This is a genomic window from Streptomyces sp. NPDC030820 (assembly GCF_055572075.1).
This window is the reverse complement of the sequence record NZ_JBVIEB010000005.1, coordinates 262,153-288,956: the sequence shown is the minus strand read 5'-3', so window position 1 is coordinate 288,956 and position 26,804 is coordinate 262,153. Positions and strand designations below refer to the sequence as shown.

General features: G+C 69.8%; 25 protein-coding genes and 2 tRNA genes. 13 read left to right on the top strand and 14 right to left on the bottom strand.

Annotation, left to right across the window (positions count from 1 at the left end; translation table 11 throughout):
* Positions 1-243 precede the first annotated feature (243 nt).
* Positions 244-1,677 (bottom strand): DUF2252 domain-containing protein, encoded by a 1,434-nt coding sequence (locus ACZ418_RS16305; RefSeq protein ID WP_468362769.1) that lies wholly within the window; start codon positions 1,675-1,677, stop codon positions 244-246.
* Positions 1,678-2,212: 535 nt separating this feature from the next.
* Between ACZ418_RS16305 and ACZ418_RS16300 the strand changes: the two genes are divergently transcribed.
* Entirely contained in the window at positions 2,213-3,001 is a 789-nt protein-coding gene (locus tag ACZ418_RS16300) for an Fpg/Nei family DNA glycosylase (RefSeq protein ID WP_468362768.1), read from the top strand.
* Positions 3,002-3,192: 191 nt separating this feature from the next.
* On the opposite strand, the gene ACZ418_RS16295 is transcribed toward ACZ418_RS16300, so the two are convergent.
* Both ACZ418_RS16295 and ACZ418_RS16290 read right to left on the bottom strand, forming a co-directional pair.
* Positions 3,193-3,858, bottom strand: coding sequence for a DUF4097 family beta strand repeat-containing protein (locus tag ACZ418_RS16295; RefSeq protein ID WP_468362766.1), 666 nt, complete (start codon positions 3,856-3,858; stop codon positions 3,193-3,195).
* A 434-nt stretch (positions 3,859-4,292) separates the two neighbouring features.
* Positions 4,293-4,376: transfer RNA gene (locus tag ACZ418_RS16290), tRNA-Leu, on the bottom strand.
* A 459-nt stretch (positions 4,377-4,835) separates the two neighbouring features.
* Here ACZ418_RS16290 and ACZ418_RS16285 point away from each other — a divergent pair.
* The 6 genes from ACZ418_RS16285 (at position 4,836) to pknB (ending at position 13,059) form a co-directional block, all read left to right on the top strand.
* Positions 4,836-5,708, top strand: coding sequence for an FhaA domain-containing protein (locus ACZ418_RS16285; protein WP_468362764.1), 873 nt, complete (start codon positions 4,836-4,838; stop codon positions 5,706-5,708).
* Positions 5,709-5,718: 10 nt separating this feature from the next.
* Positions 5,719-6,249, top strand: a complete 531-nt coding sequence (locus ACZ418_RS16280; protein ID WP_468362762.1) for an FHA domain-containing protein FhaB/FipA — start codon at positions 5,719-5,721, stop codon at positions 6,247-6,249.
* 132 nt (positions 6,250-6,381) lie between these two features.
* A complete protein-coding gene (locus ACZ418_RS16275; protein ID WP_468362760.1) occupies positions 6,382-7,926 on the top strand; it encodes a Stp1/IreP family PP2C-type Ser/Thr phosphatase in 1,545 nt (514 codons plus the stop codon).
* A 27-nt stretch (positions 7,927-7,953) separates the two neighbouring features.
* On the top strand, positions 7,954-9,405 hold the full coding sequence (locus tag ACZ418_RS16270; RefSeq protein ID WP_468362758.1) for an FtsW/RodA/SpoVE family cell cycle protein: 1,452 nt from the start codon (positions 7,954-7,956) through the stop codon (positions 9,403-9,405).
* Complete coding sequence (locus ACZ418_RS16265; protein WP_468362756.1) at positions 9,402-10,877, top strand: peptidoglycan D,D-transpeptidase FtsI family protein; 1,476 nt, start codon at positions 9,402-9,404, stop codon at positions 10,875-10,877. Before ACZ418_RS16270 ends, ACZ418_RS16265 begins: the two co-directional genes overlap by 4 nt.
* Positions 10,878-11,067: 190 nt before the next feature.
* Positions 11,068-13,059: a Stk1 family PASTA domain-containing Ser/Thr kinase gene (gene pknB, locus ACZ418_RS16260; RefSeq protein ID WP_468362754.1), complete on the top strand. Its 1,992-nt coding sequence runs from the start codon at positions 11,068-11,070 to the stop codon at positions 13,057-13,059.
* Between the two features lie 90 nt (positions 13,060-13,149).
* Here pknB and ACZ418_RS16255 read toward each other — a convergent pair whose 3' ends face one another.
* Genes ACZ418_RS16255 through ACZ418_RS16230 form a run of 6 tightly spaced genes read right to left on the bottom strand, consistent with a single transcriptional unit; the run spans position 13,150 to position 17,441 of the window.
* Positions 13,150-13,905: a class E sortase gene (locus tag ACZ418_RS16255; RefSeq protein WP_468362752.1), complete on the bottom strand. Its 756-nt coding sequence runs from the start codon at positions 13,903-13,905 to the stop codon at positions 13,150-13,152.
* A gap of 30 nt (positions 13,906-13,935) precedes the next feature.
* Positions 13,936-15,045, bottom strand: coding sequence for a class E sortase (locus ACZ418_RS16250; RefSeq protein ID WP_468362750.1), 1,110 nt, complete (start codon positions 15,043-15,045; stop codon positions 13,936-13,938).
* Entirely contained in the window at positions 15,042-15,680 is a 639-nt protein-coding gene (locus ACZ418_RS16245; RefSeq protein ID WP_351601151.1) for an aminodeoxychorismate/anthranilate synthase component II, read from the bottom strand. Before ACZ418_RS16245 ends, ACZ418_RS16250 begins: the two co-directional genes overlap by 4 nt.
* Positions 15,677-15,838, bottom strand: a complete 162-nt coding sequence (locus ACZ418_RS16240) for a hypothetical protein (RefSeq protein ID WP_468362748.1) — start codon at positions 15,836-15,838, stop codon at positions 15,677-15,679. Before ACZ418_RS16240 ends, ACZ418_RS16245 begins: the two co-directional genes overlap by 4 nt.
* Before the next feature lie 52 nt (positions 15,839-15,890).
* Complete coding sequence (locus ACZ418_RS16235; protein WP_468362746.1) at positions 15,891-16,601, bottom strand: class E sortase; 711 nt, start codon at positions 16,599-16,601, stop codon at positions 15,891-15,893.
* Positions 16,602-16,655: 54 nt separating this feature from the next.
* The gene (locus ACZ418_RS16230) at positions 16,656-17,441 is read right to left on the bottom strand and encodes a DUF881 domain-containing protein (RefSeq protein ID WP_468362744.1); all 786 of its coding nucleotides are present in this window, start codon (positions 17,439-17,441) and stop codon (positions 16,656-16,658) included.
* A gap of 152 nt (positions 17,442-17,593) precedes the next feature.
* On the opposite strand from ACZ418_RS16230, the gene crgA reads away from it, so the two are divergent.
* Complete coding sequence (gene crgA / locus ACZ418_RS16225) at positions 17,594-17,848, top strand: cell division protein CrgA (RefSeq protein ID WP_351802941.1); 255 nt, start codon at positions 17,594-17,596, stop codon at positions 17,846-17,848.
* Positions 17,849-18,082: 234 nt separating this feature from the next.
* Here the strand turns inward: crgA and ACZ418_RS16220 are convergent, their stop codons facing one another.
* Both ACZ418_RS16220 and ACZ418_RS16215 read right to left on the bottom strand, forming a co-directional pair.
* On the bottom strand, positions 18,083-18,976 hold the full coding sequence (locus tag ACZ418_RS16220; protein WP_468362742.1) for a rhomboid family intramembrane serine protease: 894 nt from the start codon (positions 18,974-18,976) through the stop codon (positions 18,083-18,085).
* A gap of 159 nt (positions 18,977-19,135) precedes the next feature.
* Positions 19,136-19,666 carry a peptidylprolyl isomerase gene (locus ACZ418_RS16215; protein WP_468362740.1) on the bottom strand — a complete coding sequence of 177 codons (531 nt, stop codon included), beginning with the start codon at positions 19,664-19,666 and terminating at the stop codon, positions 19,136-19,138.
* Between the two features lie 282 nt (positions 19,667-19,948).
* Here ACZ418_RS16215 and ACZ418_RS16210 point away from each other — a divergent pair, with 282 nt between their 5' ends.
* Positions 19,949-20,674: a DUF5324 family protein gene (locus tag ACZ418_RS16210; protein WP_468362738.1), complete on the top strand. Its 726-nt coding sequence runs from the start codon at positions 19,949-19,951 to the stop codon at positions 20,672-20,674.
* Positions 20,675-20,856: 182 nt separating this feature from the next.
* Here ACZ418_RS16210 and ACZ418_RS16205 read toward each other — a convergent pair.
* A tRNA-Ala gene (locus ACZ418_RS16205) sits at positions 20,857-20,929 on the bottom strand.
* Positions 20,930-21,114: 185 nt separating this feature from the next.
* Here ACZ418_RS16205 and ACZ418_RS16200 point away from each other — a divergent pair.
* Positions 21,115-21,663 (top strand): helix-turn-helix domain-containing protein, encoded by a 549-nt coding sequence (locus tag ACZ418_RS16200; RefSeq protein ID WP_468362736.1) that lies wholly within the window; start codon positions 21,115-21,117, stop codon positions 21,661-21,663.
* 223 nt (positions 21,664-21,886) lie between these two features.
* Positions 21,887-23,356, top strand: coding sequence for a serine/threonine-protein kinase (locus tag ACZ418_RS16195; RefSeq protein WP_468362734.1), 1,470 nt, complete (start codon positions 21,887-21,889; stop codon positions 23,354-23,356).
* Here ACZ418_RS16195 and ACZ418_RS16190 read toward each other — a convergent pair.
* Together ACZ418_RS16190 and ACZ418_RS16185 are read right to left on the bottom strand one after the other, a co-directional pair.
* Positions 23,320-24,759: a hypothetical protein gene (locus ACZ418_RS16190; protein ID WP_468362732.1), complete on the bottom strand. Its 1,440-nt coding sequence runs from the start codon at positions 24,757-24,759 to the stop codon at positions 23,320-23,322. The genes ACZ418_RS16195 and ACZ418_RS16190 overlap by 37 nt on opposite strands.
* Before the next feature lie 245 nt (positions 24,760-25,004).
* The gene (locus ACZ418_RS16185; protein ID WP_003999697.1) at positions 25,005-25,133 is read right to left on the bottom strand and encodes a DLW-39 family protein; all 129 of its coding nucleotides are present in this window, start codon (positions 25,131-25,133) and stop codon (positions 25,005-25,007) included.
* Between the two features lie 348 nt (positions 25,134-25,481).
* Between ACZ418_RS16185 and ACZ418_RS16180 the strand changes: the two genes are divergently transcribed.
* Together ACZ418_RS16180 and ACZ418_RS16175 are read left to right on the top strand one after the other, a co-directional pair.
* A complete protein-coding gene (locus ACZ418_RS16180) occupies positions 25,482-25,829 on the top strand; it encodes a DUF6344 domain-containing protein (protein WP_468362730.1) in 348 nt (115 codons plus the stop codon).
* Positions 25,830-25,997: 168 nt separating this feature from the next.
* Positions 25,998-26,789, top strand: coding sequence for a glycosyltransferase family 2 protein (locus ACZ418_RS16175; protein WP_468363207.1), 792 nt, complete (start codon positions 25,998-26,000; stop codon positions 26,787-26,789).
* The last annotated feature ends 15 nt before the right edge of the window (positions 26,790-26,804 follow it).

The window sequence follows — 26,804 nt, the reverse complement described above, 5'->3', positions numbered from 1 at the left end:
CAGTTCCGCGCAGCCTCCGTCGTGGTCGCTCCTGCAGTTTCCGCGGCTCCGTCGTGGTCGCTCCTGCAGTTTCCGCGGCCTCATCGTGGTTGCTCGTGCAGTTTCCGCGGCCTCAGCCGTGGTTGCTCGTGCAGTTTCCGCAGCCTCCGCGTGGTTGCTCGCACAGTTCCCTGCCACCCTGACGGGGCGCTGCGGTTCCGCCTGGGAAAGCAGCCCCGCCCCCGCCTTACACGCCGGCTCCGCTCACACGCCCAGCTCCGCCGCGATGCGTCCCGTTCGGATCCCCGTCACCAGTTCCGCGTGGTCGGCCTCCGTGCGGTCGGCGTAGGTAACCGCGAACGCGGCTATCGCCTCGTCCAGTTCCTCGTTCTTGCCGCAGTAGCCGGCGATCAGGCGGGGGTCGACGCTGTGGGAGTGGGCGCGGGCCAGCAGGGCGCCGGTCATACGGCCGTAGTCGTCGATCTGGTCGGCGGCGAGGGCGGCGGGGTCGACGCTGCCCTTGCGGTTGCGGAACTGGCGGACCTGGAAGGGACGACCACAGACCGTGGTCCAGCCGAGGAGGATGTCGCTGACCACCTGCATCCGCTTCTGGCCGAGGACGACCCGGCGGCCCTCGTGTGCCACCGGCGGCGCCTCGAAGCCGGCCGTGGCCAGATGCGGGACGAGCGCGGAGGGGCGGGCCTCCTTCACCTGGAGGACCAGCGGCTGCTCACGGTGGTCGAGGAGCAGGACGACATAGGACCGGGTGCCGACACTGCCGGTGCCGACCACCCGGAAGGCCACGTCGTGCACGGCGTGCCGGGCGAGCAGGGGGTGCCGGTCCTCGGGCAGCGTCGTCAGGTACTCCTCCAGGGACGCGGCGACCGCCGCCGCCTCGGCGTCCGGAATGCGGCGCAGGACCGGTGAGGCGTCCACGAAGCGGCGTCCGCCGTCCGCCGCCGCCTCGGTCGACTTCGCCGCGAACCGGCCGCTGGTGTTGGCTCGGGCCTTCTCCGAGACCCGCTGCAGGGTGCCGAGCAGATCGTGGGCGTCGGTGTGGGAGACCAGTTCCTCGTCCGCGATGGCGTTCCACGCGTCCAGCACCGGCAAGGTCGCGAGAAGGCGCATGGTGCGGCGGTAGGCGCCGACCGCGTCCCGCGCGGCCGTACGGCAGGTGTCCTCGTCGGCGCCGGCCTCCCGCCCGGCGAGCACCAGCGAGGCGGCGAGCCGCTTCAGATCCCACTCCCACGGGCCGTACACGGTCTCGTCGAAGTCGTTGAGGTCGATGACGAGGCCGCCGCGGTGGTCGCCGTACAGGCCGAAGTTGGCCGCGTGCGCGTCTCCGCATATCTGGGTGCCGATCCTGGTCATGGGGGTGCGTGCCAGGTCGTACGCCATGAGTCCGGCCGAGCCGCGCAGGAAGGCGAAGGGGGTCGCGGCCATCCGTCCGACGCGGATGGGGGTCAGCTCCTCGATACGGCCGGCGTTGGACTCGATGACCGCACTCACCGCGTCGGGGCGGGAGGCGTCCAGGTCGAGCGTGCGGTGCGCGGCGCGCGGCACGCTCGTGCGCAGCGCCTTGCCCTCGGCCTTGGGCGAGCCCTGGCGCGGCCACTGGGCGAACCCGCGCACCCGCGGCAGTCGGCGCGTCTCCTGGTCCACCGCATCCGCCAGCACTTCCCCACCGGTTCCGGTCACCGCGACCGCCTCCCCCGAACGCCCTTCGGCACGAACATCGACACGAACATCAACTCGTGCAGACCGTACAGCGGGAGCCCGGAACGCGTCAGACCCTGTGGATGACGGCCTGTGGATGACGGTGTGTGGACGGTGTGTGGACGACGGGTGTGGACGACGGGTGTGGACGACGGGTGTGGATGCCGCTTTGGGGACAGCCCGCGCCGCACGTGCTCTGGCGGAGGTACGAGCACGGCGTGAGCCATCTGACGGGAGGCGAACGGTACGAACGGCAACGCGAGGGGCACTCGAGGCCCACGTCCACGCCCACGCCCGTCTTCGGCATCGCCATCCGCGTCGGCATAGGCCCAGCGCAGCGAGGAGGCTGCCATGGCCCTGAGGCAGAAACGACCGCCCGCACCCGCACCCGCTCCGGCTCCGGCTCCGGCTCCGGCTCCGGCTCCGGCTCCGGCTCCGGCTCCGGCTCCGGCTCCGGCTCGACCGTCGTCCCCCCGTCACGCGCACGGCGTCGTAGGCCGGCACGGGGGCGTTCGCCGTGCCTGAGCTGCCGGACGTCGAGGGTTTCCGCAGGGTGCTCGTGTCCTGCGCGAAGGGCAGGGAGATCCGCCGCGTCGACGTGCGCGACGCGGGCGTCCTGCACGGGGTGAGCGTACGGCGGCTGCGCGAGGCGCTGGAGGGCCGGCGGTTCACCGAGCCGGAGCGGCACGGCAAGTGGCTGCTCGCTCACACCGGCGGCCCCACCCTCCTGCTGCACTTCGGCATGACCGGCCGGCTGCTCTGCGCCGATCCCGACGACGCCGTCGAGGCCCACGACCGCGTCCTGTTCGGGCTGAGTGGCGACCGCCAGCTCCGCTACCGCGACCAGCGCAAGCTCCAGGGCCTCTGGCTGGCCGACGACGACTCCGGCGTCGCCCGGCTGCTGGACCGTCAGGGTCCCGATGCTCTGGCAGTGGACCGTGCGGACTTCGAGGCCGCACTCTGCGCGCGCCGCGGTCACATCAAAACCGCGCTGACCGATCAGTCCGTCCTGGCCGGTCTCGGCAATCTGCTCGCCGACGAGATCCTGTGGCGTGCCGGGCTGCACCCCGGCACCCGGGCCGGTGATCTGACGGAGACCGAACGCCGGCATCTGTACACCCACATGCGGCGCACGCTGCGTTCCTCGGTCACCGCCGGCTGCGTACCACCGCGCGATGCGTGGCTCACCGGCCACCGCGACGACCCCGACCCGGTCTGCCCCCGCTGCCGCACCCACCTGCGCCGCTCCCGACTGGGGGGCCGGGGCACGGTGTGGTGCCCGCGGTGCCAGCCGAGCCAGTCCTGACCCCCGGGAGAACCGAGAACCCGGCCCCCACAGTCCCGGCCGGCCCCGTCCATCCACAGGCTGTGCGATCCCTCGCGATCCCTCGCGATCCCTCACGCCCCGGAGCACAGCGCGAGACGAGCCCCTGCCGTGACTTCCGTCGCCGGCAGGGACCCGTCTCGTCGCTGTCTGTCCGTCTGTGGGCCGTTCCTTCAGAGGCTGCGGGCGGTGATGTCACCGTGGGAGGTGGTGGCGCGGATGTCGAGTTCGGCGGTGCCGTCGTTCTTGAGGGCGTTGTTGATGCGGCCGTGGGTGGTGCCGGCGTCCAGGGCGGCCGATACGCCGGCGGCGGCGCCGACCGTGATGTCGCCGGAGGCGGTGCGGAGCACGACCGTGCCGCGCGCGGCCTCGGTGATCCGGATGTCGCCCCGTGCGGTGCTGATCTCCGCGGGGCCGCCCAGTCGGCCGATCTCGACGTCGCCGTCTACTGCGGTGAGGCGGACGCTCGCGGCCTCGTCGATCTTGATCTGCCGGTATGCACCTTCGAAGGCGACGTCGCCGAGACGGCCGGCGGCCCGCAGTTCGCAGCTGCCGGTCTTGGCCTCGATGCGGGAGCCGGCGGGCAGCTGGACGGTGACCTCCACGGATCCCGAGGGGCCGAAGAGCTGGTTGCTGGGCTCAGGAGTGCGTATCCGCAGGACGCCTTCGGCGTAGGTGACGGTCGTCTGCTCGGCGGTCTGCACGTCGCGGCTCTTGGCGGGGTTGGCGGGCAGGACCTCCACGGTGGTGTCGGCGCGGTCGGCGGCGATGAACTGGACGCGTCCGGCGGGGATGTCCAGGACGACGGAGACCGGGGCGAGGGTGTCGAACTTCTGCATCGTGCGCTCCTATTCCCGTGGCTTCAGAGGTCGGCCGCGACGGGTCCGTGCGGCGAACGACAGCAACGGTAGGACGATTGCCCGCCGGTTGGCAAGCAATTGCCAACATACATTGCCAAGCACTCGGGCGATTGGATCACCCTCTGGCAAGAGATTGCCTGGATGTGGGCAAGGGGTCCCCGCTGACCGGGAGTTCGGGTGGAGCCGATGGACAAAACTGTCCGCGTTACGGCGGCGGGGAGACCTGACGGTGCGGGACGGTGCGGACGGGCTTGACGCCTCGTCACCGGCTCTGCACGCCGTCCGTGAGATAGCTCACCGATGCGCCTCCCATGTCCGACCTCGGTCTGTGCGATCCCTCACAAACCCGGACACAACGAGAAACGGGCCCCTGCCGTGACTTCCGTCACCGGCAGAGACCCGTCTCGTCTCTGTGCGCGAGGGGGGAGTTGAACCCCCACGCCCTTGCGGGCACTGGAACCTGAATCCAGCGCGTCTGCCTATTCCGCCACCCGCGCATTGGGTGTGTCTTCCGGTTCCGGCCCTTTCGGGCTGGCCCCTTCCGACATCGAGAACATTAGCACGTCGTACGGGGTGGGTTCACATCCCTTCCCCCGGCCCGAGACCGCCCCACACACCCCCGCACCCGACCCCACGCCCCCCACCTACCCACCCCACCCGTCCCCCACGTATCAGGGAGACTCAGTTCACGTATCAACCTCGTACCGGTCCCCGGCATCTCCCCAGGAGCCGGGCCGGGTCCATAGCCAGGTGCGGGACACTGGTCTTGGCCCCCCTCTACGATCCATGGCAGCAGGAGTGCGCACCGGGAGTTCGAAGGGGAGCCGCTGGGGGAACCGGCTGATTGCCGGACGCGTAGATACGATCAGTGCGCAGTACCAGCGGAACCAGCAGTACAGGCAAGGCAGCGGCCACACAGCAGGGCAAGGCAACGGCAAGGATGGAGGAGGTGCCCCATGGGAGTCCTGAAGAAGTTCGAGCAGCGTCTCGAAGGTCTGGTGAACGGCACCTTCGCCAAGGTCTTCAAGTCCGAGGTCCAGCCCGTGGAGATCGCCGGCGCGCTCCAGCGTGAGTGCGACAACAACGCCACGATCTGGAACCGTGACCGGACCGTCGTACCGAACGACTTCATCGTGGAGCTGAGCGCGCCGGACTTCGAGCGCCTCAGCCCCTACTCCGGGCAGCTCGGCGACGAGCTGGCCGGCATGGTGCGCGACTACGCCAAGCAACAGCGCTACACCTTCATGGGCCCGATCAAGGTCAACCTGGAGAAGGCCGACGACCTCGACACCGGCCTGTACCGGGTGCGCTCGCGCACCCTCGCCTCCTCCAGCAGCCAGCAGGGACAGCACGCGCCGCAGGCCCCCGCGGCCCCGGCCGCCGGCCGTCCCGGGCAGGGCGCCCAGGGCGGCTACGGCTATCCGCCCGCCACACCCGCCGGCGCGCCCCCGATGCCGTCCGCACCGCCGCCCGGCGCCCGCCCCGGCGGCTACGGCTACCCCCAGCCCGCCACCCAGCGGCCCGCGGCCGCCCCGGCGAGCGGCGGGCGCACCCGCTACTGGATCGAGATCAACGGCACCCGCCACCAGATCTCCCGCCCGACGCTGGTGCTGGGCCGCAGCACCGACGCCGACGTGCGGATCGACGACCCCGGCGTCTCCCGCCGGCACTGCGAGATCCGGACCGGAACGCCCTCGACGATCCAGGATCTCGGTTCCACCAACGGCATCGTGGTGGACGGGCAGCACACCACCCGCGCTACGCTCCGCGACGGCTCGCGGATCGTCGTGGGCAGCACCACCGTTATCTATAGGCAAGCCGAAGGGTGAAGCGGGGGCAATGTCAGAGCTGACCCTCACGGTCATGCGGCTGGGTTTCCTGGCCGTACTGTGGCTGTTCGTGATCGTGGCCGTGCAGGTCATCCGGAGCGACCTGTTCGGAACGCGCGTCACCCAGCGCGGATCGCGCAGGGAGGCCGGGCGTGCGCAGCAGCCCGGCCGGCAGCAGGCGGCCCGGCAGCAGTCGGCGCCCCCGCAGCAGCGCGGCCAGCAGGGCGGTGGCCGGCGCGGTCGCAACGCCCCCACCAAGCTGGTGGTGACCGAGGGCACACTGACCGGCACGACGGTCGCGCTGCAGGGGCAGACGATCACGCTGGGCCGCGCGCACGACTCCACGATCGTGCTGGACGACGACTACGCCTCCAGCCGTCATGCCAGGATCTACCCCGACCGCGACGGTCAGTGGATCGTCGAGGACCTCGGCTCCACCAACGGCACCTACCTGGACCGGTCCCGGCTGACGACTCCCACGCCGATCCCGCTGGGCGCGCCGATCCGCATCGGCAAGACCGTCATCGAGCTGCGGAAGTAGTACGACAATGAGCGAGCGGAGCGAGCACGCAGAAGCAGGCCACACCCCGGCCTCCGGCGCGCTCCCGACCGGAGGGTGGGCAGTGTGGCTCGACACGACCGGCTGCATTCGGAGCCGACGGGCGAGGTGCGCATGAGTCTGTCACTGCGCTTTGCCGCCGGATCGCACAAAGGCATGATCCGGGAGGGCAACGAGGACTCGGGTTACGCCGGCCCGCGACTGCTCGCGATCGCCGACGGCATGGGCGGCCAGGCGGCCGGCGAGGTCGCCTCCTCCGAGGTGATCTCCACCCTGGTCACGCTCGACGACGACGTGCCCGGCTCCGACATCCTCACCTCCCTCGGCGCGGCCGTGCAGCGCGCCAACGACCAGCTGCGCGCCATGGTCGAGGAGGACCCCCAGCTGGAGGGCATGGGGACCACACTGACCGCACTGCTGTGGACCGGCCAGCGGCTCGGGCTCGTCCACGTCGGCGACTCCCGCGCCTATCTGCTGCGTGACGGGGTGCTCACGCAGATCACCCAGGACCACACATGGGTGCAGCGGCTCGTCGACGAGGGCCGGATCACCGAGGAGGAGGCCACCTCCCACCCCCAGCGCTCCCTGCTGATGCGCGCCCTCGGCAGCGGCGACCACGTCGAGCCCGACCTGTCCATCCGCGAGGTCCGGGCCGGCGACCGCTATCTGATCTGTTCCGACGGTCTGTCCGCCGTCGTCTCCCACCAGACGATCGAGGAGACCCTCGCCAGCTACCAGGGCCCGCAGGAGACCGTGCAGGAGCTGATCCAGCTCGCGCTGCGCGGCGGCGGCCCCGACAACATCACCGTCATCGTCGCCGACGTCCTGGACCTGGACACCGGTGACACCCTCGCCGGGCAGCTGTCCGACCAGCCGGTCGTGGTCGGCGCGGTCGCCGAGAACCAGCATCATCTGCACGACAACGGCATCATGCAGACCCCGGCCGGCCGCGCCTCCCACCTGGGCCGCCGGGCAGCCGGGCACGGCGGCGGCGAGTTCGGCCCGCCCGGTTCCGGCGACACCACCGGGTACATCCCGGCGGGCAGCTTCGACGACTATGCCGACGGCGACTTCACCAAGCCGCGCGGCGGGCGCAGGTGGCTGAAGAGATCGTTCTACAGCGTGCTCGCCCTCGCCGTGATCGGCGGCGGCCTCTACGGCGGCTACCGCTGGACCCAGACGCAGTACTACGTCGGCGCCAAGGGCGAGCACGTGGCGCTGTACCGGGGGATCAGCCAGGACCTGGCCTGGGTGTCGCTGTCGAAGGTGGAGAAGGACCACCCCGAGATCGAACTCAAGTACCTGCCGCCCTACCAGCAGAAGCAGGTCAAGAACACGATCGCGGCGGGTGGTCTGCAGCAGGCCCAGGCGAAGATCGAGGCGCTGTCGGTACAGGCCTCCGCGTGCAGGAAGCAGGCGGAACGCACGGCCGCCGAGTCGCAGCAGAACGCCAAGACGGGCCAGGGCGAGGCCGGAGGCACCACGGGAACCACCCGTACCGCCTTCACGTCCAAGGCATCACCGACACCGCACCCATCCGGTTCGGCGCCCGCTACGAAGAACCCTTCGAAGCCCCCGTCCGCATCCGCCACTCCGAACCCCGGCCCGAGCCTCTCCGAGGATGAGCAGAAGGTCGTCGATCAGTGCGGCAAGCAGTAGCGAAGCCGCGAGAGGCCCTGTCACACGATGAGCAGTACGACTAACTCGCCGACGCACCACACGTCCACGATCGGCGCGATCGGCGCGCCGAGCCGCCGCAACACCGAGCTGGCCCTGCTGGTCTTCGCCGTGGCCATCCCGGTGTTCGCCTACGCCAACGTGGGCCTGGCCATCAACAACTCGGTGCCCGCCGGGCTGCTGGGCTACGGCCTCGGTCTCGGTCTGCTGGCCGGCGTCGCCCATCTCGCCGTACGCAAGTTCGCCCCGTACGCCGACCCGCTGCTGCTGCCGCTGGCCACACTGCTCAACGGGCTCGGACTCGTGGTGATCTGGCGGCTGGACCAGTCGAAACTGCTGCAGTCGCTGCCCCACTTCGCCGCGGCCGCGCCCCGCCAGCTGCTGTACAGCGCGCTGGGCATCGGCATGTTCGCCGCGGTGCTGATCTTCCTGAAGGACCACCGCGTCCTGCAGCGCTACACGTACATCTCCATGGTCTGCGCCCTGGTCCTGCTGCTCCTTCCGCTGGTGCCGGGCCTCGGGGCCGACATCTACGGCGCCAAGATCTGGATCCGCGTTCCCGGCCTGGGCTCCCTCCAGCCCGGCGAGTTCGCGAAGATCGTCCTCGCCGTCTTCTTCGCCGGCTATCTGATGGTGAAGCGCGACGCCCTGGCCCTCGCCAGCCGCCGCTTCATGGGCCTGTACCTGCCGCGCGGCCGCGACCTCGGCCCCATCCTGGTCGTCTGGGCGATCTCGATCCTCATCCTCGTCTTCGAGACCGACCTCGGCACCTCGCTGCTGTTCTTCGGAATGTTCGTCATCATGCTGTACGTCGCCACCGAGCGGACCAGCTGGATCGTCTTCGGTCTGCTGATGTCCGCGGTCGGCGCCGTCGGCGTGGCGAGCTTCGAGTCGCACATCCAGACGCGTGTGCACGCCTGGCTCAACCCGATGCGCGAGTACCAGCTCAGCCGCCAGGTCACCCACGACGGCATCCTCCACTCCGACCAGCTGCAGCAGTCCCTGTGGGCGTTCGGCTCCGGCGGCACCCTCGGCACCGGCTGGGGCCAGGGCCACTCGGACCTGATCAAGTTCGCCGCCAACTCCGACTTCGTCTTCGCCACCTTCGGCGAGGAGCTGGGCCTCGCGGGCATCATGGCGATGCTGCTGATCTACGGCCTGATCGTGGAGCGCGGCCTGCGCACCGCCCTCGCCGCCCGCGACCCGTTCGGCAAGCTGCTCGCCGTCGGCCTGTCCGGCGCCTTCGCCCTGCAGGTGTTCGTCGTGGCCGGCGGTGTGATGGGCCTCATCCCGCTGACCGGTATGACGATGCCGTTCGTCGCGTACGGCGGTTCCTCCGTGCTGGCCAACTGGGCACTGATCGGCATCCTCATCCGCATCAGCGACACCGCCCGCCGCCCGGCGCCCAGCCCCGCCACGAACCCCGACGCCGAGATGACCCAGGTGGTCCGCCCGTCATGAACAAGCCCCTGCGCCGGATCGCGATCTTCTGCGGCCTGCTCGTGCTGGCCCTGCTGATCCGGGACAACTACCTCCAGTACGTCAAGGCCGACCAGCTCGCCACCGAGAAGGACAACCGCCGGGTCGCCATCGAGCGCTACGCCCACCCGCGCGGCGACATCATCGTCGACGGCAACCCGATAACCGGTTCCGTGGAGTCCAAGAGCGGCGACTTCAAGTACAAGCGGACGTACAAGGACGGGCCCATGTGGGCCCCGGTCACCGGCTACTCCTCGCAGGCCTTCGACGGCAGCCAGCTGGAGAAGCTCGACGACGGCATCCTGACCGGCAACGACGACCGGCTCTTCTTCCGCAACACCCTCGACATGATCACGGGCAAGCCGAAGCAGGGCGGCAACGTCGTCACCACGCTGAACGCGGCCGCGCAGAAGGCCGCGTTCGACGGGCTGAAGGCCCAGGGCGGCAAGGGCGCGGTCGTCGCGCTGGAGCCGTCCACCGGCAAGATCCTCGCGCTGGCCTCGTACCCGTCGTACGACCCCTCGTCCTTCTCGGGCTACTCCAACAGCGACGCCAAGGCCTGGAACAACCTCCAGAAGGCGAACAACCCGGCCGACCCGATGCTCAACCGCGCGCTGCGCGAGACCTACCCGCCGGGCTCCACGTTCAAGGTGGTCACCGCGGCGGCCGCGCTGGAGAACGGGCTGTACAACTCGGCGGACCAGGCCACCGACTCCCCGCAGCCCTACACGCTGCCGAACACCACGCGCGAGCTGAAGAACGAGGGCAGCATCCAGTGCAAGAACGTGCCCCTGCGGGAAGCGCTGCGCATCTCCTGCAACACGGTCTTCGGTCACATCGGTGACCAGCTCGGCAAGGACAAGATGCTGAAGGAGGCCGAGAAGTTCGGCTTCAACTCCGAGCAGTTCACCCCGGTGCGGTCGAACGCGTCCGTCTTCCCCAAGGAGATGGACCGCCCGCAGACGGCGCTCAGCTCGATCGGCCAGTTCGACACCGCCGCGACCCCGCTGCAGATGGCCATGGTCGCCTCGGCGGTCGCCGACGACGGCAAGCTGATGAAGCCGTACATGGTCGACGAGCTGCAGTCCTCCAACCTCGACCCGGTCGCGAAGACCCAGCCGGAGGAGATGAGCCGGCCGCTGTCGCCGGCCAACGCGCAGATCCTGCAGTCCATGATGGAGACGGTCGTCAAGCAGGGCACCGGTACCCATGCACAGATCCCCGGCGTCACCGTCGGCGGCAAGACCGGTACCGCCCAGCACGGTGTGGCGAACAGCGCCAACCCGTACGCGTGGTTCATCTCCTACGCCAAGCTGCCCGACGGCAGCTCGCCGGTCGCCGTGGCCGTGGTCATCGAGGACGACAGCGCCAACCGCGACGACATCTCCGGCGGCGGCCTGGCCGCGCCGATCGCCAAGAACGTCATGGAGGCGGTCATCAAGTCCAAGAAGTGACCTCGCCCCCCAGGAAGTGACACCGCTCACGTCTCCTTCACATCGCCGCACGTTGCGATACCGGTCCTGTATCGGGTTACTGGCTTGGCCAGGTCACACAAAGCGAGCCGGGTACGGTAGGCCCGGACGGCAGCCTCCGGCCGCACACCACTGTGCGGCCGAGACCGACGGAGAGGGCTGGTAGGTAGCTATGGAAGAGCCGCGTCGCCTCGGCGGCCGGTACGAGCTGGGCCAGGTGCTCGGCCGTGGTGGCATGGCCGAGGTCTACCTCGCGCATGACACCCGCCTGGGCCGCACCGTGGCAGTGAAGACCCTGCGCGCCGACCTGGCACGCGACCCTTCCTTCCAGGCCCGGTTCCGCCGGGAGGCCCAGTCGGCCGCCTCGCTCAACCACCCCGCGATCGTCGCGGTCTACGACACGGGTGAGGACTACATCGACGGGGTCTCCATCCCGTACATCGTGATGGAGTACGTCGACGGCTCCACCCTGCGTGAGCTTCTTCACAGCGGCCGCAAGCTGCTGCCGGAGCGCGCGATGGAGATGACCATCGGCATCCTCCAGGGCCTGGAGTACGCCCACCGCAACGGCATCGTCCACCGTGACATCAAGCCGGCCAACGTCATGCTGACCCGCAACGGCCAGGTCAAGGTCATGGACTTCGGCATCGCCCGCGCCATGGGCGACGCCGGCATGACCATGACCCAGACCGCCGCGGTCATCGGCACGGCCCAGTACCTGTCGCCCGAGCAGGCGAAAGGCGAGCAGGTCGACGCCAGGTCGGACCTGTACTCGACGGGTTGCCTCCTGTACGAGCTGCTGACGGTACGGCCCCCCTTCGTGGGCGACTCCCCTGTCGCCGTGGCCTACCAGCACGTCCGCGAGGAACCGCAGCCCCCGTCGGTCTTCGACCCCGAGATCACGCCCGAGATGGACGCGATCGTCCTGAAGGCGCTGGTCAAGGACCCCGACTACCGCTACCAGTCGGCCGACGAGATGCGCGCCGACATCGAGGCCTGCCTGGACGGCCAGCCGGTCGCGGCAACGGCCGCGATGGGCGCGGTGGGCTACGGCGGCTACCCCGACGACCAGCCGACGACGGCCCTGCGCCCGGACACCGGCGCGGGAGCGACCAGCATGCTCCCGCCGATGAACCCGGACGGCGGCTATGGCTACGACGAGCCGTCCGGTCGCCGCCGCCAGCAGCAGAAGAAGTCCAACACCTCCACGATCCTCCTGGTGGTCGCGGGCATCCTGGTCCTGATCGGCGCGATCCTGATCGGCAAGTGGATCGCCAGCGGCGGCAACACGGGCGACGGCAAGGTGGCGGTGCCGACGTTCGTCGGCCAGACCCAGAACTCGGCCAAGAAGATGGCCGACAACGTCGACCTGAAGCTGTCGATCACCAGGAAACCCTGTGACAACCAGCCCAAGGGCAGCGTCTGCGACCAGGACCCGCAGCCCAAGACGAATGTGGACAAGGGCAGCACGGTCAACCTGACGGTGTCGACGGGCGCGCCCAAGGTCGCCGTGCCGAACGTCCTCGGACAGACCTTCGACGACGCCAAGGCGACGCTCGAGGGCGACAAGTACAAGTTCGACGTCGTCCGCAAGGACGAGGTCTCGACGCAGCCGGCCGGCACGGTCATCAAGCAGAACCCCGATCTCGGCACGGAGGTCCAGAAGGGTTCCAAGATCACCCTGACGGTCGCCAAAGCCGAGGACAAGGTCACCATCCCCAGCGACATCATCGGCAAGTCCTGCGACGACGCCAAGGCCGAACTGACGCAGCTGGGCCTGGTGCCGACCTGCAACAACACCCCCACCACCAACCAGGACGACAACGGCAAGGTCACCGCGTCCAACCCGCAGGCGGGCGAGCAGGTCAACAAGAACACGCCCATCGCGCTCACCGTCAGCGTGTTCCAGCAGAACCAGCAGACCCCGGTGCCGAACGTCACGACCCAGCCCCTGAAGCAGGCCCTGCAGACGCTGCAGCAGCAGGGCTTCAACCAGATCCAGGTCAACGGCCCCCAGGACGACAAGGCACGGGTCGCCCAGCAGACCCCGACCCCGGGCACCCAGGCCGACCCGAGCAACACCCAGATCGTCCTGCAGACCGTGGACGTCGGCGGCGACAACGGCGGCAACAACGGCGGCCTCTTCGGCGGCTTCAACGGCTGACGCCCCCGCACACCTGAGTGGGCCCCTGCCGGTACGTTCCGGTAGGGGCCCACTCATATGCCGAGGCCAGAATCGCTCAAAGAACCTCTGTCAGCCCCGCAACTCCGCCGGAGGCGTCCGCTCGCCGTCCACCTTCTCCACCCGGACCAGCTCGCCCCACACCACGTACCGGTACTCCGAGGTGTACACCGGCGTGCACGTCGTCAGCGTGATGTAGTGCCCCGGCTTCTTCTTGCCGGACTCCTTCGGGACCTGGTCGATGACCCTGACGTTGTACTTCGAGGTCTCCGGCAGGATCGAGTACACCTTGTAGACGTACCAGTCGTCCCGCGTCTCGAAGACGATCGGGTCGCCCTCCTTCAGCTTGTCGATGTTGTGGAACTTCGCGCCGTGCCCGTCCCGGTGGGCGGCCAGGGTGAAGTTGCCGTCCTTGCCGGTCATGGGGAGCGCCGCCTTGACCGGGTCCGTGTAGTAGCCGGCCACGCCGTCGTTGAGGACGTCCGTGCCCGTGCCCTTCTCGACCAGCACCACGCCGTTCTTCATGGCCGGCACATGCAGGAAACCGATGCCGTCCTTGGTGTCCAGCGCGCCCGGACCGGAGTCCGTGGAGTGCGCCCAGTGCTGGCGGACCTTCTCGGCCTGCTTGTCCGCCTTGCGGTCCGCTATCACGTTCGTCCACCACAGGGAGTAGACGACGAACAGGGCGAGCAACAGCCCGGCCGTGATGAGGAGTTCACCGAGGACACTGACCGCCGTCGCTATACGGCCCGGACGCCGGCCCCGCCGGGCGGGACTCGAATCGGACGCGTCCGTGTGTTCTTCGGTGTCGTCGGCGGTCGCTGCCACAGTTTCCCTCTGCCTCTGCCCTTACTCGCGTCAGCCCTGCTCGATGAGCGCGTCCGGCTTGCCCTTGGTTCGCGGGCGTTCCTCGACCATCTTGCCCCAGACGATCAGCCGGTACTTGCTGGTGAACTCCGGCGTGCAGGTGGTGAGGGTGATGTAGCGGCCGGGCTTGGTGAACCCCGAGCCCTTCGGGATGGGATCCAGCACGCTCGTATTGGCCGGCGACGTCATCGGCAGCGTCGAGGTCACCTTGTACACGAAGTACGTGTCCTGCGTCTCGACCACGACCGCGTCACCGGGCTGGAGCTTGTTGATGTACCGGAACGGCTCGCCGTGCGTGTTGCGGTGGGCGGCGAGTCCGAAGTTGCCGGTCTTGGCGTCCGGCATCGCCGTCTTCAGGGGAGGCTCGCCGTAGTGCCCGACCATGCCCTTGTTGAGCACCTTCTCCGTGCTGACGCCCTCCGCGATCGGCGCCACCACGTCCAGCTTGGGGATGTGCAGGATGGCGAAACCCTGCCCCGGCGCGAAGACCCCCGGGTTGCGCTTGCCGCTCGCCCAGTCGTTCTGCAGCTGGTGCGTCTCACTGCCCGCCTGCGCGTCGGCCCGGACATTGGTCCACCACAGCTGATAGGTGACGAACAGCAGCATCAGCACACCGGTGGTGATGAACACCTCGCCGATCGCCCGGCTCGCGATGACGCCCGGGCCCGGCTTGCGCAGCCGCGCCTGCCGCCGCGCCTCCACCCGGGACAGCGGCCGGCCGGGCTCCGCCGACTCCCCCGGCTCCGCGGGCGCTGCCGCCTCCCGCGCGCCTCCGTGACGCCCACCGCGGCCTCTACGGCGTTTGGCGGCCTTTCTGCGGGCCGCACGACCACCGACCGCAGATCGGGTGTCGGAGGAGGCAGAAGAGGCCACAGAGGCGCCTGTGGGCTCCCTCTCCGTGCCCGGCTGCAGATCCCCGGGGATCCGCAGCGCCATCGTCTCGTCGTCCAGCGCGGGCCGATACGGCTCGTCGTACGACCCCTCGTAGGACCCCTGGTATGCAGCGCCCGCCGCATCCCAGTCCCCAAGCGCACCGGAAGCCTCGTACGACTGATCCCCGTACGAGGCATCGGTCTCGCGCTCCGGGCGCAGTGCGGTCACGCCGTGGCCCTGCCCACCACCGGGGCCAGCCCCGTCGACCTCGCCACGGCGCCCTGATCGCCGCACTCCACCAGCCAGTTGGCCAGCATCCGGTGCCCGTGCTCGGTCAGCACCGACTCGGGATGGAACTGGACGCCCTCCACCGGAAGTTCACGGTGCCGCAGGCCCATGATGATGCCGTCGTGGGTGCGGGCCGTCACCTCCAGCTCGGCCGGTACCGTCGCCGGCTCGGCGGCCAGGGAGTGGTAGCGGGTCGCCGTGAAGGGCGAGGGCAGGCCCGCGAAGACGCCCTTGCCCTCGTGCTCCACCAGCGAGGTCTTGCCGTGCAGCAGCTCGGGCGCCCGGTCCACCACACCGCCGTACGCCACCTGCATCGACTGCATGCCGAGGCACACCCCGAAGACCGGCACACCGGTGGCCGCACAGTGGCGGACCATGTCCACGCAGACGCCCGCCTCTTCCGGCGTCCCCGGTCCGGGCGAGAGCAGCACCCCGTCGAACCCGTCCTGAGCATGCGCCGTCGACACCTCGTCGTTGCGCAGCACCTCGCACTCGGCACCCAGCTGATACAGGTACTGGACGAGGTTGAAGACGAAGCTGTCGTAGTTGTCGACGACGAGAATCCGCGCACTCACTGGTTGTCCACCGTCACATCGTTGAAGGGCAGCAGCGGTTCGGCCCAGGGGAAGACGTACTGGAAGAGGATGTAGATCACGGCCAGGACCAGGACGAGGGAGATCAGCGCCTTCATCCACGCGCTTCCCGGCAGATGCCGCCAGATCCAGCCGTACATGCCGTTCCTTCCGTTTCCCCACGGCACCTGACTCACGCCGTACGTCACCAGACTAACGGCGCAGAGCCTTCGGTTCGCCTGCCTCCACAGACTGTGTGGCGTCCAGGTGCGCCCAGACGATCAGCCGGTGACTGTGCCCCCATTCCGGATCGCAGGTGGTCAGCGTCAGATACCGGCCCGGACGCGTATACCCGGACTTACGTGGCACAGGGTCGATCACCTCAACGTCCGTCGGCACGGTTTTGTAGGGCCCTTTGTCGATCCGATACGTGAACCAGGTCGTCCCGTCCGTGAGGACGACGGCGTCCCCGGGCCGCAGCTCGGGGAAGTCCTTGAACGGGTCGCCGTACGTGCGCCGGTGACCGGCCACCGCGAAGTTCCCCTCCTGGCCGAGCTGGGCGGTGCCCGCGTAGTGGGCGAGTCCCTTCGCCAGCACCTCCCGGCCGGTGCCCTCCAGGACCGGCTTGTTCCACGTGAAACCGAGCCGCGGGATGTACATGATCGCGAAGGCCTTGCCGTAGTGGTACGGCTCCGGCTTCGTCACGGCGACCATCTGCTCGCCCACGGCGGCCGCCGCCTTGCCCGGGGCCGTCGTCGGCCGCATGCTTCCCTGCGACCACTGCCGGTGCAACTGATCGATCTGGTCGTTCATGGCGCCGTCGGCCCGCACCCCCGTCCAGAACAGCACATAGGCGACGAAGAGCACGATCAGGGCGCCGACGGTGATGCACAGCTCGCTGACGGTCCGGACGATCACGCGCACCGGCGCCTCCGTTGACGGACGGCTGGCGGACGGCCGGCGAAGGGCTACTGCCGGCTACTGCACGGGCTTCGCATAGTGCAGATCCACTGTGCCCGAGTAGCCGGGAAGAGTCACCGTCCCGTCGTCGGTGACTTTCCAGCCGAGGCCGTAGACGTTGACGTACACCATGTAGGTCTGGATCGCCTTGCTCGCCGCGAGGGCCTGCTGCAGCCTGTCCGGATCGCCGACCGCCGTGATCTTGTACGGCGGTGAGTAGACCCGGCCCTGGAGGATCAGCGTGTTGCCGACACAACGCACCGCACTGGTGGAGATCAGCCGCTGGTCCATGACCTTGATGCCCTGGGCGCCGCCCTGCCACAGCGCGTTCACCACGGCCTGCAGGTCCTGCTGGTGGATGACCAGATAGTCGGGCTGCGGCTCGGGATAGCCGGGGAGCTTGGCGGTGGCGTTGGGCGGGGCGTCGTTCAGGGTGACGGTGATGGCGTGACCGGTGAGCTTCTGGATGCCGGCGCTCTTCTCCAGCCCGCTCAGCCTGCGGTCCTGCGCCTTGCTGCTGCCGTCGCTCTCGGCGAGGGACTCCACGCTCCCGCGCAGGGCCGCGTCGGACTCGTCCAGCTCCTTGTTCTTGCGGCTGCGCTGCTGGATCAGGTCCGACAGCTTCAGCAGGGAGCCGTCCTGGCGGATGTCGGTGCCCTTGGCCGTGTTGAAGCTGGTGAAGAAGATCAGTCCCGCGAGCGCGAAGACGGCCGCCGTGAGCATCCGCACCGGGCGGACACGCATGCGGCGGTCAGGGCCGGAGCCCGTTGATTGCGTCCCGGGGGAGTCGGCAGAATTGCTCAACGTACCCTTATCTCCTTCGGCGCCACGGAAGCACTACGCTAACGGACGCCCGGGGGAGCACACAGAGTGGTCATGTTGGCCACTTGTACGCTGCCCGAGCCCCGAACCGGTTACCTGCGCGGCCACGCAGCGCATCGACAGGAGAGACCCTCGTGCCGAAGTCACGTATCCGCAAGAAGGCCGACTACACGCCGCCGCCGGCGAAGCAGGCCCAGGCGATCAAGCTGAGCAGCCGTGGCTGGGTGGCGCCTGTCATGCTGGCCATGTTCATCATCGGCCTGGCCTGGATCGTCGTCTTCTATGTGACCGACGGCTCGCTGCCCATCGACGCGCTGGACAACTGGAACATCGTGGTCGGCTTCGGCTTCATCGCCGCCGGCTTCGGGGTCTCCACGCAGTGGAAGTAGCTCTGCCCAGGGCTGTCCACTGAGTTATCCACAGGGTTGTCCACATGAGGAAAAGAAACGACGATCTGTGGATAACCCATCGGGCGTTGACGCCGGTATGACTGGCCCACCACCCCCCATACACCTCTTGGCCCCCTGTCTGACCTGCGGAAACACATCCGAGCGACAGGGGGCACAGCTGTGCCCGCACACCGTGCACAAGATCCGCCACAGCCTGTGGACAACGGTTCGGTATCAGGTGAGCTGAGCGGTCCTGACCAGCGTGAGAACCACCACGACGGCGAGTACGACCGCACAGGCGCCGTACTGGACCAGCGTCCGCCGCCGGCGGGGGGCGTGGACCATCGCATAGCCGACGGCGACACCGGCGACCAGCCCGCCGATGTGGGCCTCCCAGGCGATGTGCATGGCCGGGGTGAAGGTGATGATCAGGTTGATCACCAGCAGAGCGACGAGCGGGCGCAGGTCGTAGTTGAGCCGGCGCATCAGCACGCCGGTCGCGCCGAAGAGGCCGAAGATCGCTCCGGAGGCGCCGAGGGACTGCAGGGTGGGGGCGGCGAGCAGATAGGTGAGTGCGCTGCCCGCCAGGCCCGAGACGAAGTACAGCGCGAAGTAGCGGGCGCGGCCGAGGGCCGCTTCCAGGGGGCCGCCGATCCACCAGAGGCTGAGCATGTTGAAGAGGATGTGGGCGTAGCCGCCGTGCAGGAACATCGAGGTCAGCAGGCGGTAGTACTGCCCCTCGGCAACGCCTTCGAGCGGGCCGAACAGGGAGAACCTGGCTTGGCCGATCAGCTCGAACCGGTCGGTGAGGGTGTTGCCCACGACGATCTGCGCCAGGAAGACGGCGAGGTTGATGCCGATCAGCACCTTGGTGAGCAGCCGCGGGTCGGCTGTGACCGAGCCGCCGGCGATCGTGCGGGGCCGGGACGCCGTCGGTGCGTGTCCGGTGCCGCTTCCGCCGCGCACGCACTCGGGGCACTGGAAGCCGACCGAGGCGCTGACCATGCACTCGGGGCAGATGGGGCGCTCGCAGCGGGTGCAGCGCACACCGGTCTCGCGGTCCGGGTGCCGGTAGCACGCGGGCACGCGGTGGGCGGCGTCCTGTGTGCTGCCTTCGGCGTGGTCCATCGGTTCCCCTTGTTGGTCGTGGGACTGCCCCGGCAATGCCCCGCCCCGCTCATCCTTGGTACGGACGAGCGGGGCGTTTTGTTCCCTGTGGGTGTTCCGGTGTGTCCCTGTGGGACTTTCCGGTGCTTTCCCTGCGGGACGGTCCGGGGAGCGGTGGGCTCAGCCTTCGCGCTTCTCGACGACGACGGACTCGATGACGACGTCGTTGACCGGGCGGTCGTTACGGCCGGTGGGCACAGCCACGATGGCGTCGACGACCTTCTGGCTGGCCGGGTCGGCGACCTCGCCGAAGATGGTGTGCTTGCGGTTCAGCCACGTCGTCGGGGCGACGGTGATGAAGAACTGCGAGCCGTTGGTGCCCGGGCCGGCGTTGGCCATGGCCAGCAGGTACGGCTTGTTGAAGGACAGGTCCGGGTGGAACTCGTCCTTGAACTTGTAGCCCGGGCCGCCGATGCCGCTGCCCAGCGGGTCGCCGCCCTGGATCATGAAGCCGCTGATGACACGGTGGAAGATCGTGCCGTTGTAGAGCGGCTTCTTGCTCTTCTCACCCGTGCCGGGGTGGGTCCACTCGCGCTCGCCCTGGGCCAGCTCGACGAAGTTCTTGACCGTTTCCGGCGCGTGGTTCGGGAAAAGCTGGACCACGATGTCGCCGTGGTTGGTCTTCAGGGTGGCGTAAAGCTGCTCAGCCACGATCTGCCTTCCGTTGTCTTTCTGTGACTCCCCGATCCTCGCACGGTCGGGCCCCTACGTCGCCCGGCAGCCACGAGTTCCGCCCGGAAGGCAGCGCGCGGCGGCGATTCGTGGCAGTGTCGACGGCAGGATCGGGTTGCCCCTGAATTGCCGGGAATGGCTCCGAAGGGAGCAATCGGCACCCATATGCCCGCCCTCGCATGCCGCGCGGACCATCGGCAGGCATGATCCTTAAAAGGGTGGAAAGTCGAAATACCGTACGCCACCGAGGAGGAGGAACCCGTGACCCGCATCGACAGCGTGCGCGCCGCGACCGGCTCGGCGAAGGACAGCGTGCTGCACGCCGCGGAAGTGGTGGCGCCCTACGCGGACACAGCCAAGGAGCGTGCCGCGCTCTACGCGCAGGAGGCACGCGTGCGGCTGGCACCCATGGTGTCGCAGGCAGCCGAACAGGCCCGCGTGCAGTACGACGCCCGGCTCGCCCCGCGTCTGGAGCAGGCTCGTGCGCATGTGCCGCCGAAGGTGGATCTGGCGGCGCAGGAAGCCGCCGTCCGCGCCCGTAAGGCTGCCCGGCAGGCTGCCGAGTACTCGCGTCAGGCTGCCGAGTACTCGCTTCCGAGGATCGAGCAGGCCGTGGCCGCGACCGCTCCGGTCCGTGAGGAGGCCGCAGCGCGTGGCGCAGCCGCCCTGGCAGCCCTGCGTGGTCAGGTCTCGGCGGAGGAGATCCAGAAGCTGGCCCGCCGGAAGGAGCGCCGGTGCAGGGCCGGCCGGACCGTGAAGGCGCTGACGCTGCTGGCCGTGCTGGCCGGTGGTGCCTTCGCCGCCTGGAAGTGGTGGGACAAGCAGGCCAACCCCGACTGGCTGGTCGAACCGCCGGCCGCGACGGAGGTACCGGAGTCGGGGGGCCGGCTCAGCTCGGTGGACGGCAGCGATGCCTCCGCCCTTGATCCCGAGGTCCAGGCGAAGCAAGCCGAGGAGGACGCCTCGAACCAAGACGACGAGCAGTAGCACCGGTCATGATCACGTGACGTCGGCCGTCAAGTGGGCTGTGGGTCAGTCGAGTTGATGCCCGCTTCTCCCACGGCCCGTTTCACGTGAAACCGCCCGGCCCGCCTGACCGGGCCGGCACGGTCTGCCGATGAAAAATGCCTCCCGACCTGCGTTTTCGCAGGTCGGGAGGCATTTTGGGGTGGAGCCTAGGGGAGTCGAACCCCTGACATCCGCCATGCAAAGACGGCGCTCTACCAACTGAGCTAAGGCCCCGGGAAGCAGCGGCCGGCCGGAGGAATCGCGTTCCGGCGGGCGCCGCAGACCAGAGTACCGGGTCACCCCCGGTATTCCGCAAAAAGATTGGGGGTCCCCGCGAATGACCACGCTCCGTAAGATGCTCGACGTGGTTCGCTACAGCGAACCGCGCGGTCTTTTAGGGGAAGCGATGGGGAGACGCAATGGACGCCGCACAGCAGGAAGCCACCGCGAGAGCGCGGGAGCTGCAGCGGAACTGGTACGGGGAGCCGTTGGGGGCGCTCTTCCGTAAGCTCATCGACGATCTCGGGCTCAACCAGGCCCGTCTCGCTGCGGTCCTGGGGCTGTCCGCCCCGATGCTCTCGCAGCTGATGAGCGGCCAGCGCGCGAAGATCGGCAATCCTGCCGTGGTCCAGCGGGTGCAGCTGCTGCAGGAGCTGGCGGCGCAGGTCTCGGACGGCAGTGTGAGCGCCGCCGAGGCGACCGAGCGCATGGACGAGATCAAGAAGTCACAGGGGGGTTCCGTGCTCAACAACACCACCCAGACCACGAGTGGTTCCGGGGCGCCGACGGTCAAGCGGGTGGTCCGCGAGATCCAGTCGCTGCTGCGCTCGGTGGCCGCCGCGGGCGACATCATCGACGCCGCGGACAGCCTCGCGCCGACGCATCCCGAGCTGGCGGAGTTCCTGCGCGTCTACGGCGCCGGCCGCACCTCCGACGCCGTCGCGCACTATCAGTCCCACCAGAACTAGAACCCACGGCCCGGTCCACGGAGGGGGTCCGGGGACCGGGCCGGGGCACAGTCCGGTGGTAGGCCGGGCGACCAGGCGCGGGGGCGGGGATGGACCGGTCCTCGAACGTGGAGCGGGGTCGTGTCACTCATCACGGGGGAGACCAGGGGGAAACCGAGAGGAGCGGGGAAGCAAGGGGTCAGGGGGACCTGCGCGGGTTCCGGGGGAGGAGCGATGGGCTGCCATGGGTGAGGTGTTCGCCGGCCGGTACGAGCTGGCCGACCCGATCGGACGCGGGGGCGTGGGCGCCGTATGGCGTGCCTGGGACCACCGCCGACGGCGCTATGTGGCCGCCAAGGTGCTCCAGCAGCGTGACGCCCACTCCCTGCTGCGCTTCGTGCGGGAGCAGGCCCTGCGGATCGACCACCCCCATGTCCTCGCCCCGGCCAGCTGGGCCGCGGACGACGACAAGGTGCTCTTCACCATGGATCTGGTCGCCGGCGGCTCCCTGGTCCACCTCGTCGGTGACTACGGCCCCCTGCCGCCGGCGTTCGTGTGCACCCTGCTCGACCAGCTCCTGTCCGGTCTCGCCGCCGTGCACGCCGAGGGCGTCATCCACCGGGACATCAAGCCCGCCAACCTCCTCCTCGAGGCGACCGGGACCGGGCGGCCGCGGCTGCGGCTGTCCGACTTCGGCATCGCCATGCGGCTCGGCGAGCCCCGTCTGACGGAGACCAATCTCGTGGTGGGCACGCCCGGGTATCTCGCCCCGGAGCAGATGCTCGGCGCCGAACCCGACTTTCCCGCCGACCTGTTCGCCGTGGGCCTGGTCGCGCTGTATCTGCTCGAAGGCGCCAAGCCTGACGCCAAGGCGCTCGTGCAGTACTTCGCGGAGAACGGGACGCCCGGGCCGCCCAAGGGCATCCCGGAACCGCTCTGGCAGGTCGTGGCCACCTTGCTTCAGCCCGACCCGGCCGCGCGTTTCCGCACCGCCACGGGTGCGCGCAAGGCGCTTGCCTGCGCGGCGGAGCTCCTGCCGGAGCCGGAACCCGACGACGAGCTGATCGAGATCTTCGACCAACTCGGCCCGCTCCCTCCCGGTTTCGGCCCTGACGGCCCCAGCAAAAGGGCCTCCGGACTCGCCCTGGACCTGGCCGAGGACCCGGATGCGGGTGCCGACGCGGGCACCGGCTCGCTCTCGGACACCGGCAGTTTCCGTCTGTCGCCGCCCCAGCATCCCCCGGCCTCCGCCCCGGAACCCCAGCCGCCCGCCCAGGAGCCCCCGGTCTCCGAGCCGTACGCCCCGCAGACAGCCCCACAGGCACCCCGGCGTGCCGACGAGCAGAGCCCGTACAGGACGCCGCAGGTACCGCAGGCCGTAGATCCTTCCTCCTACCCCCCGCAGGTACCGCAGGCCGTAGATCCCTCCCCAGATCCCTCCCCGTACCCCCCGCACGCCCCCTGGAGCGCCGTGCCGTCCCCCGGCGCGATGGCGGGTCATCGTGTCGATGCCTCTACTGCCTCGTACACCGCTCAGGACGCGCAGCTTCCCCCTGCGGCTCAGCCGATTTCAGGCGTGCCCGCGCAAGGGCGCGCGGCGCGCCGCGCCAGGCGGAATCGGCGGTCCGGGCCGCCGGCCAAGGCCGCGATCCCGATCCTGTTGCTGGCGCTGGCCTGCTACGCCGTGGGTTTCTGGGCGTTGACCCGCGTCTGAGTGCGCTGAGCCCGCCGCGCTGTCACCGTCCAGCCGGCGAGCACCAGCAGCAGCGCTGTGCCCAGGCCGATCCCGCCGATCGCGACCAGCCACATCACGGGATCGTCCCCGCCCCCGGTGCTCCCGGTGAGCGCCGCCTCCCGGTCCTGCTCCGAGACCGTGAACACCTCCCCCGGCACGGGCCTCCCGGCGTACTCCGGGCCGGCGTGCGCCCGCCCGGCCAGCCGGACCCGCAGGGTCACCCCGAAGGGCCCCGGCCCGAAGGTGCCGGTCATCTGCTCGCTGAGGTGCAGCACCAGGTAGTAGTCGCCGGCGAAGCGGACCGAGGTCACCCCGGCGGGGACGGCGTAGCGGTTGGCGTACTCCGCCGGCGGTAGCGGGGCGAGTACGGCGGGTTTCTGCGTGCCGGTGTAGCCGAGGGCGGCGTCCTCGACGTAGCCGCGGACGGGGTTGTAGAGGGAGAGGTTCAGGGCGCCGCCGACATAGCCGTGACCGGTGGCGCTGCCCAGTTCGGCGGAGGCGTGGAGCTGTCGGCCCCAGTCGACCGGCACCTTGTAGAAGCGCGTCTCGCCGGGCACGAGGGAGGTCCGCCAGACCCCTTGGCCCAGCGGGCTCGCGGAGGCGAATCCGGCGCCGCCGGAACGGTCGCGGGGCGCACCGGTGAGCGGCTCGGGCGTGGCGGAGTCCCAGGCCTGCGGCGCCGTGGTGGCCCCGGCCCGCGCCGTACGCGGTTCCGTGACGGGCGCGATCTCCAGGTCCCAGCGCTGCGTGGGGGCGGCCGTACCGGAGCCCTGGGCGTCGAGGCGCCGGACGACCACGTAGTACGTGCCCCTGCCCCGGCACACCGCCTTGTCGGACTCCCGCCGCCCCAGCGCGGTGACCGGGCGCGGGCTGAGCCCGGCGCCGAAGCGGGCGTTGGCGAAGGAGCAGGGCGTGCCGGTGGCGTCCTGGACCGAGACGCTGATGCCGTCGGTGGCGGAGACGGTGGCGTTCGCCGGGGGTACGGCGGTGACGGGGACGTAGGCCGTGTCGGTGGCCCCGAGGTCGAGCCGGTAGTAGAGCCTGCCGTTTCTCGGGATGGAGCTGCGGTAGGTGCGGCCCGCGTCCAGCCGTGGTGCCGTCGCGGTGCCCGTCGTGCCCGCGACGGTAGGGGCGCCGGGGGCGAAGGCGTACGACGGCGACGGCCCGTTCTCGGCGCGGGGCGCGTTTCCGTACCCGGACGCCGTACCGCTCGCGTACCCGGACGCCGTACCGCTCGCGTACGCGGACGGCGTGCCGCCCGGCAGGACGAGCAGCAGTGCGCACAGCCCCGGCAGCAGGAGCCCCGGCAGCAGGGCCGTGCGCAGGGCACCGGGGACCGCCCGGCGACCGTTCCGCCGCCACCACGCCGTACGCTCCCGCACCTGCCGCCCTCCCCAGTCGTACCGGCCGCGCTCCATCCTGCCCCGTACGCCCCTGCGCCACCCGGACAATGCGTACGGCCGTCCGAAACGCCCGGCACGCCCGCAAGGCCCGGCAACGCCCGGTGGGGCAGGGCCAGCGTCTAGCGCACCCCGCGATCCCCCGCAACACACGGGCGGAGGGTGGGCAGCACAAAGCCCCGACCGCGAAGGCGGCCGGGGCCTGTTTCAGATTCTGGTATCGGCACTCACGAACCCGTGGGCACGGAGTCAGTCGCCTCCGTCCACAGATCCTGCTCGGCGCGATCCGCCTGGATCTGGCGGTACACGAGGAGCCCGCCGATGGCGGCCAGTGCGACCAGGAGCAGCTTCTTCACCGCGCGACCTCGTCTTTCCTTGACGTAGGGGACCTCTGGCGCCCGACTATACACACCGACCGATATCGATCGGTGACCTGCGTCGGGCCCCAACTCCCGCCTCCGGCAGCGTAATAGGCCAGGTCCGGCGCCATTCCGATCGGAGGGTGATCACACCCCCACGGACGGTTACTTTGCTCCCCCTTCGCTCCTTCTCACCAGGTTTTGGGGTTTTCCGACCCTCTTACGGCCATCCGAGTGGTGTTCATCGGAACATCGACGCGCCACGGGCGTCGGTCCACCACTTCGCGGCCCACATACACATCATGAGCAAAGTACGCAAATCGCCCAACCCGAAAGTGAGGGGCCATGACCCAGAACAAGGTCATGAAGCTGTGGACCGCCATCGTCACCGCCTTCCTCGCGCTGTGCACGGCGCTCGGACTCGTCACCACCACGACCGCCACGACCGCGGCGGCCGCACCCCGGCCCGAGAGCCCGAGCACCGGCACCGCGCACAGGACCATCCCGACGATCCCGGCACCACGACACTGGACCTGGTCCCACACCAGGGCCCTGCCCCCCACGATGAAGCAGCGGATCCGGGCCGAGGCCCACGGAAAGTCTCCCCGCTGCCGGCAGCGTCCCCTCATCGACACCGAGGCGGAGACCACGACCACCCCCGCAGAGCACTCGGCATCCACGCTCGACTGCTGATCTCCAGCCTCCACGCAGTACCGCAACGTCTCGACACCAAGGCGACTTGCGTACGCACCAGTCGACACGAAAAGACCCCCGGCGGGGTTCGGCCGGGGGTCTCGCGCTGTTGTCCGCCGTATGAGGTGTATGACCTGGGAGGATGACCGACAGCACCCTGGAAAGGTGGTGAGTGCTGCCGTGACCCGGCGCGTCACCGTTGTCACCGCTGTCCACGGCCCGTCCGCGCGCTTCCTGCCGGACGCCTACGCGTCCCTGTGCGAGCAGCGGCTTCCCGGAGGCTGGGAGTGGGAGTGGGTGATCCAGCAGGACGGTACGACGGACGAGGTCCGACCCTACGTCCCGGACGACACCCGCGTGAGCTTCGGCCAGGGCCGGCCGGGCGGGCCCGGAGTCGCCCGCACGATCGCGCTGGCGCGCGCCGCGGGCGCGTATGTGAAGGTGCTGGACGCCGACGACCGGCTCACGCCCGGCGCGCTGGCCCGCGATATCGCCGTGCTGGAGGCGCACCACAGCGTCGGCTGGGCGACGTCCCGGGCCTTGGACCTGCTCCCGGACGGCTCGACGGTGGGCTTCCCCGGCGACCCGGACGACGGCCCGATCGAACGCGGTGCCGTGCTCGATCACTGGAAGCGGCACGACTTCCGCGCACCGGTCCATCCGGCGACCCTGTGCGTCCGGCGCGAGCTGCTCATCGCGCTCGGCGGCTGGATGGCTCTGCCGGCGTCCGAGGACACGGGTCTGCTGCTGGCGCTGGACACGGTGAGCCGCGGCTGGTTCTCGGCGGAGGTCGGCCTGCTGTACCGCAAGTGGGAGGGCCAGGTCACGGGCCAGGTGTCCCACGCCGATCCCGTCGAGCGCACTGCCCGGATGGCGGTCGCCGAGGCCCGGGCACGCGCACTGGCCGACCTTGGATGGTCCTACCCGGCCGGGCCGGCCGGCACGTCGTCCACCGCGTGAGCCACTCCAGGAGTG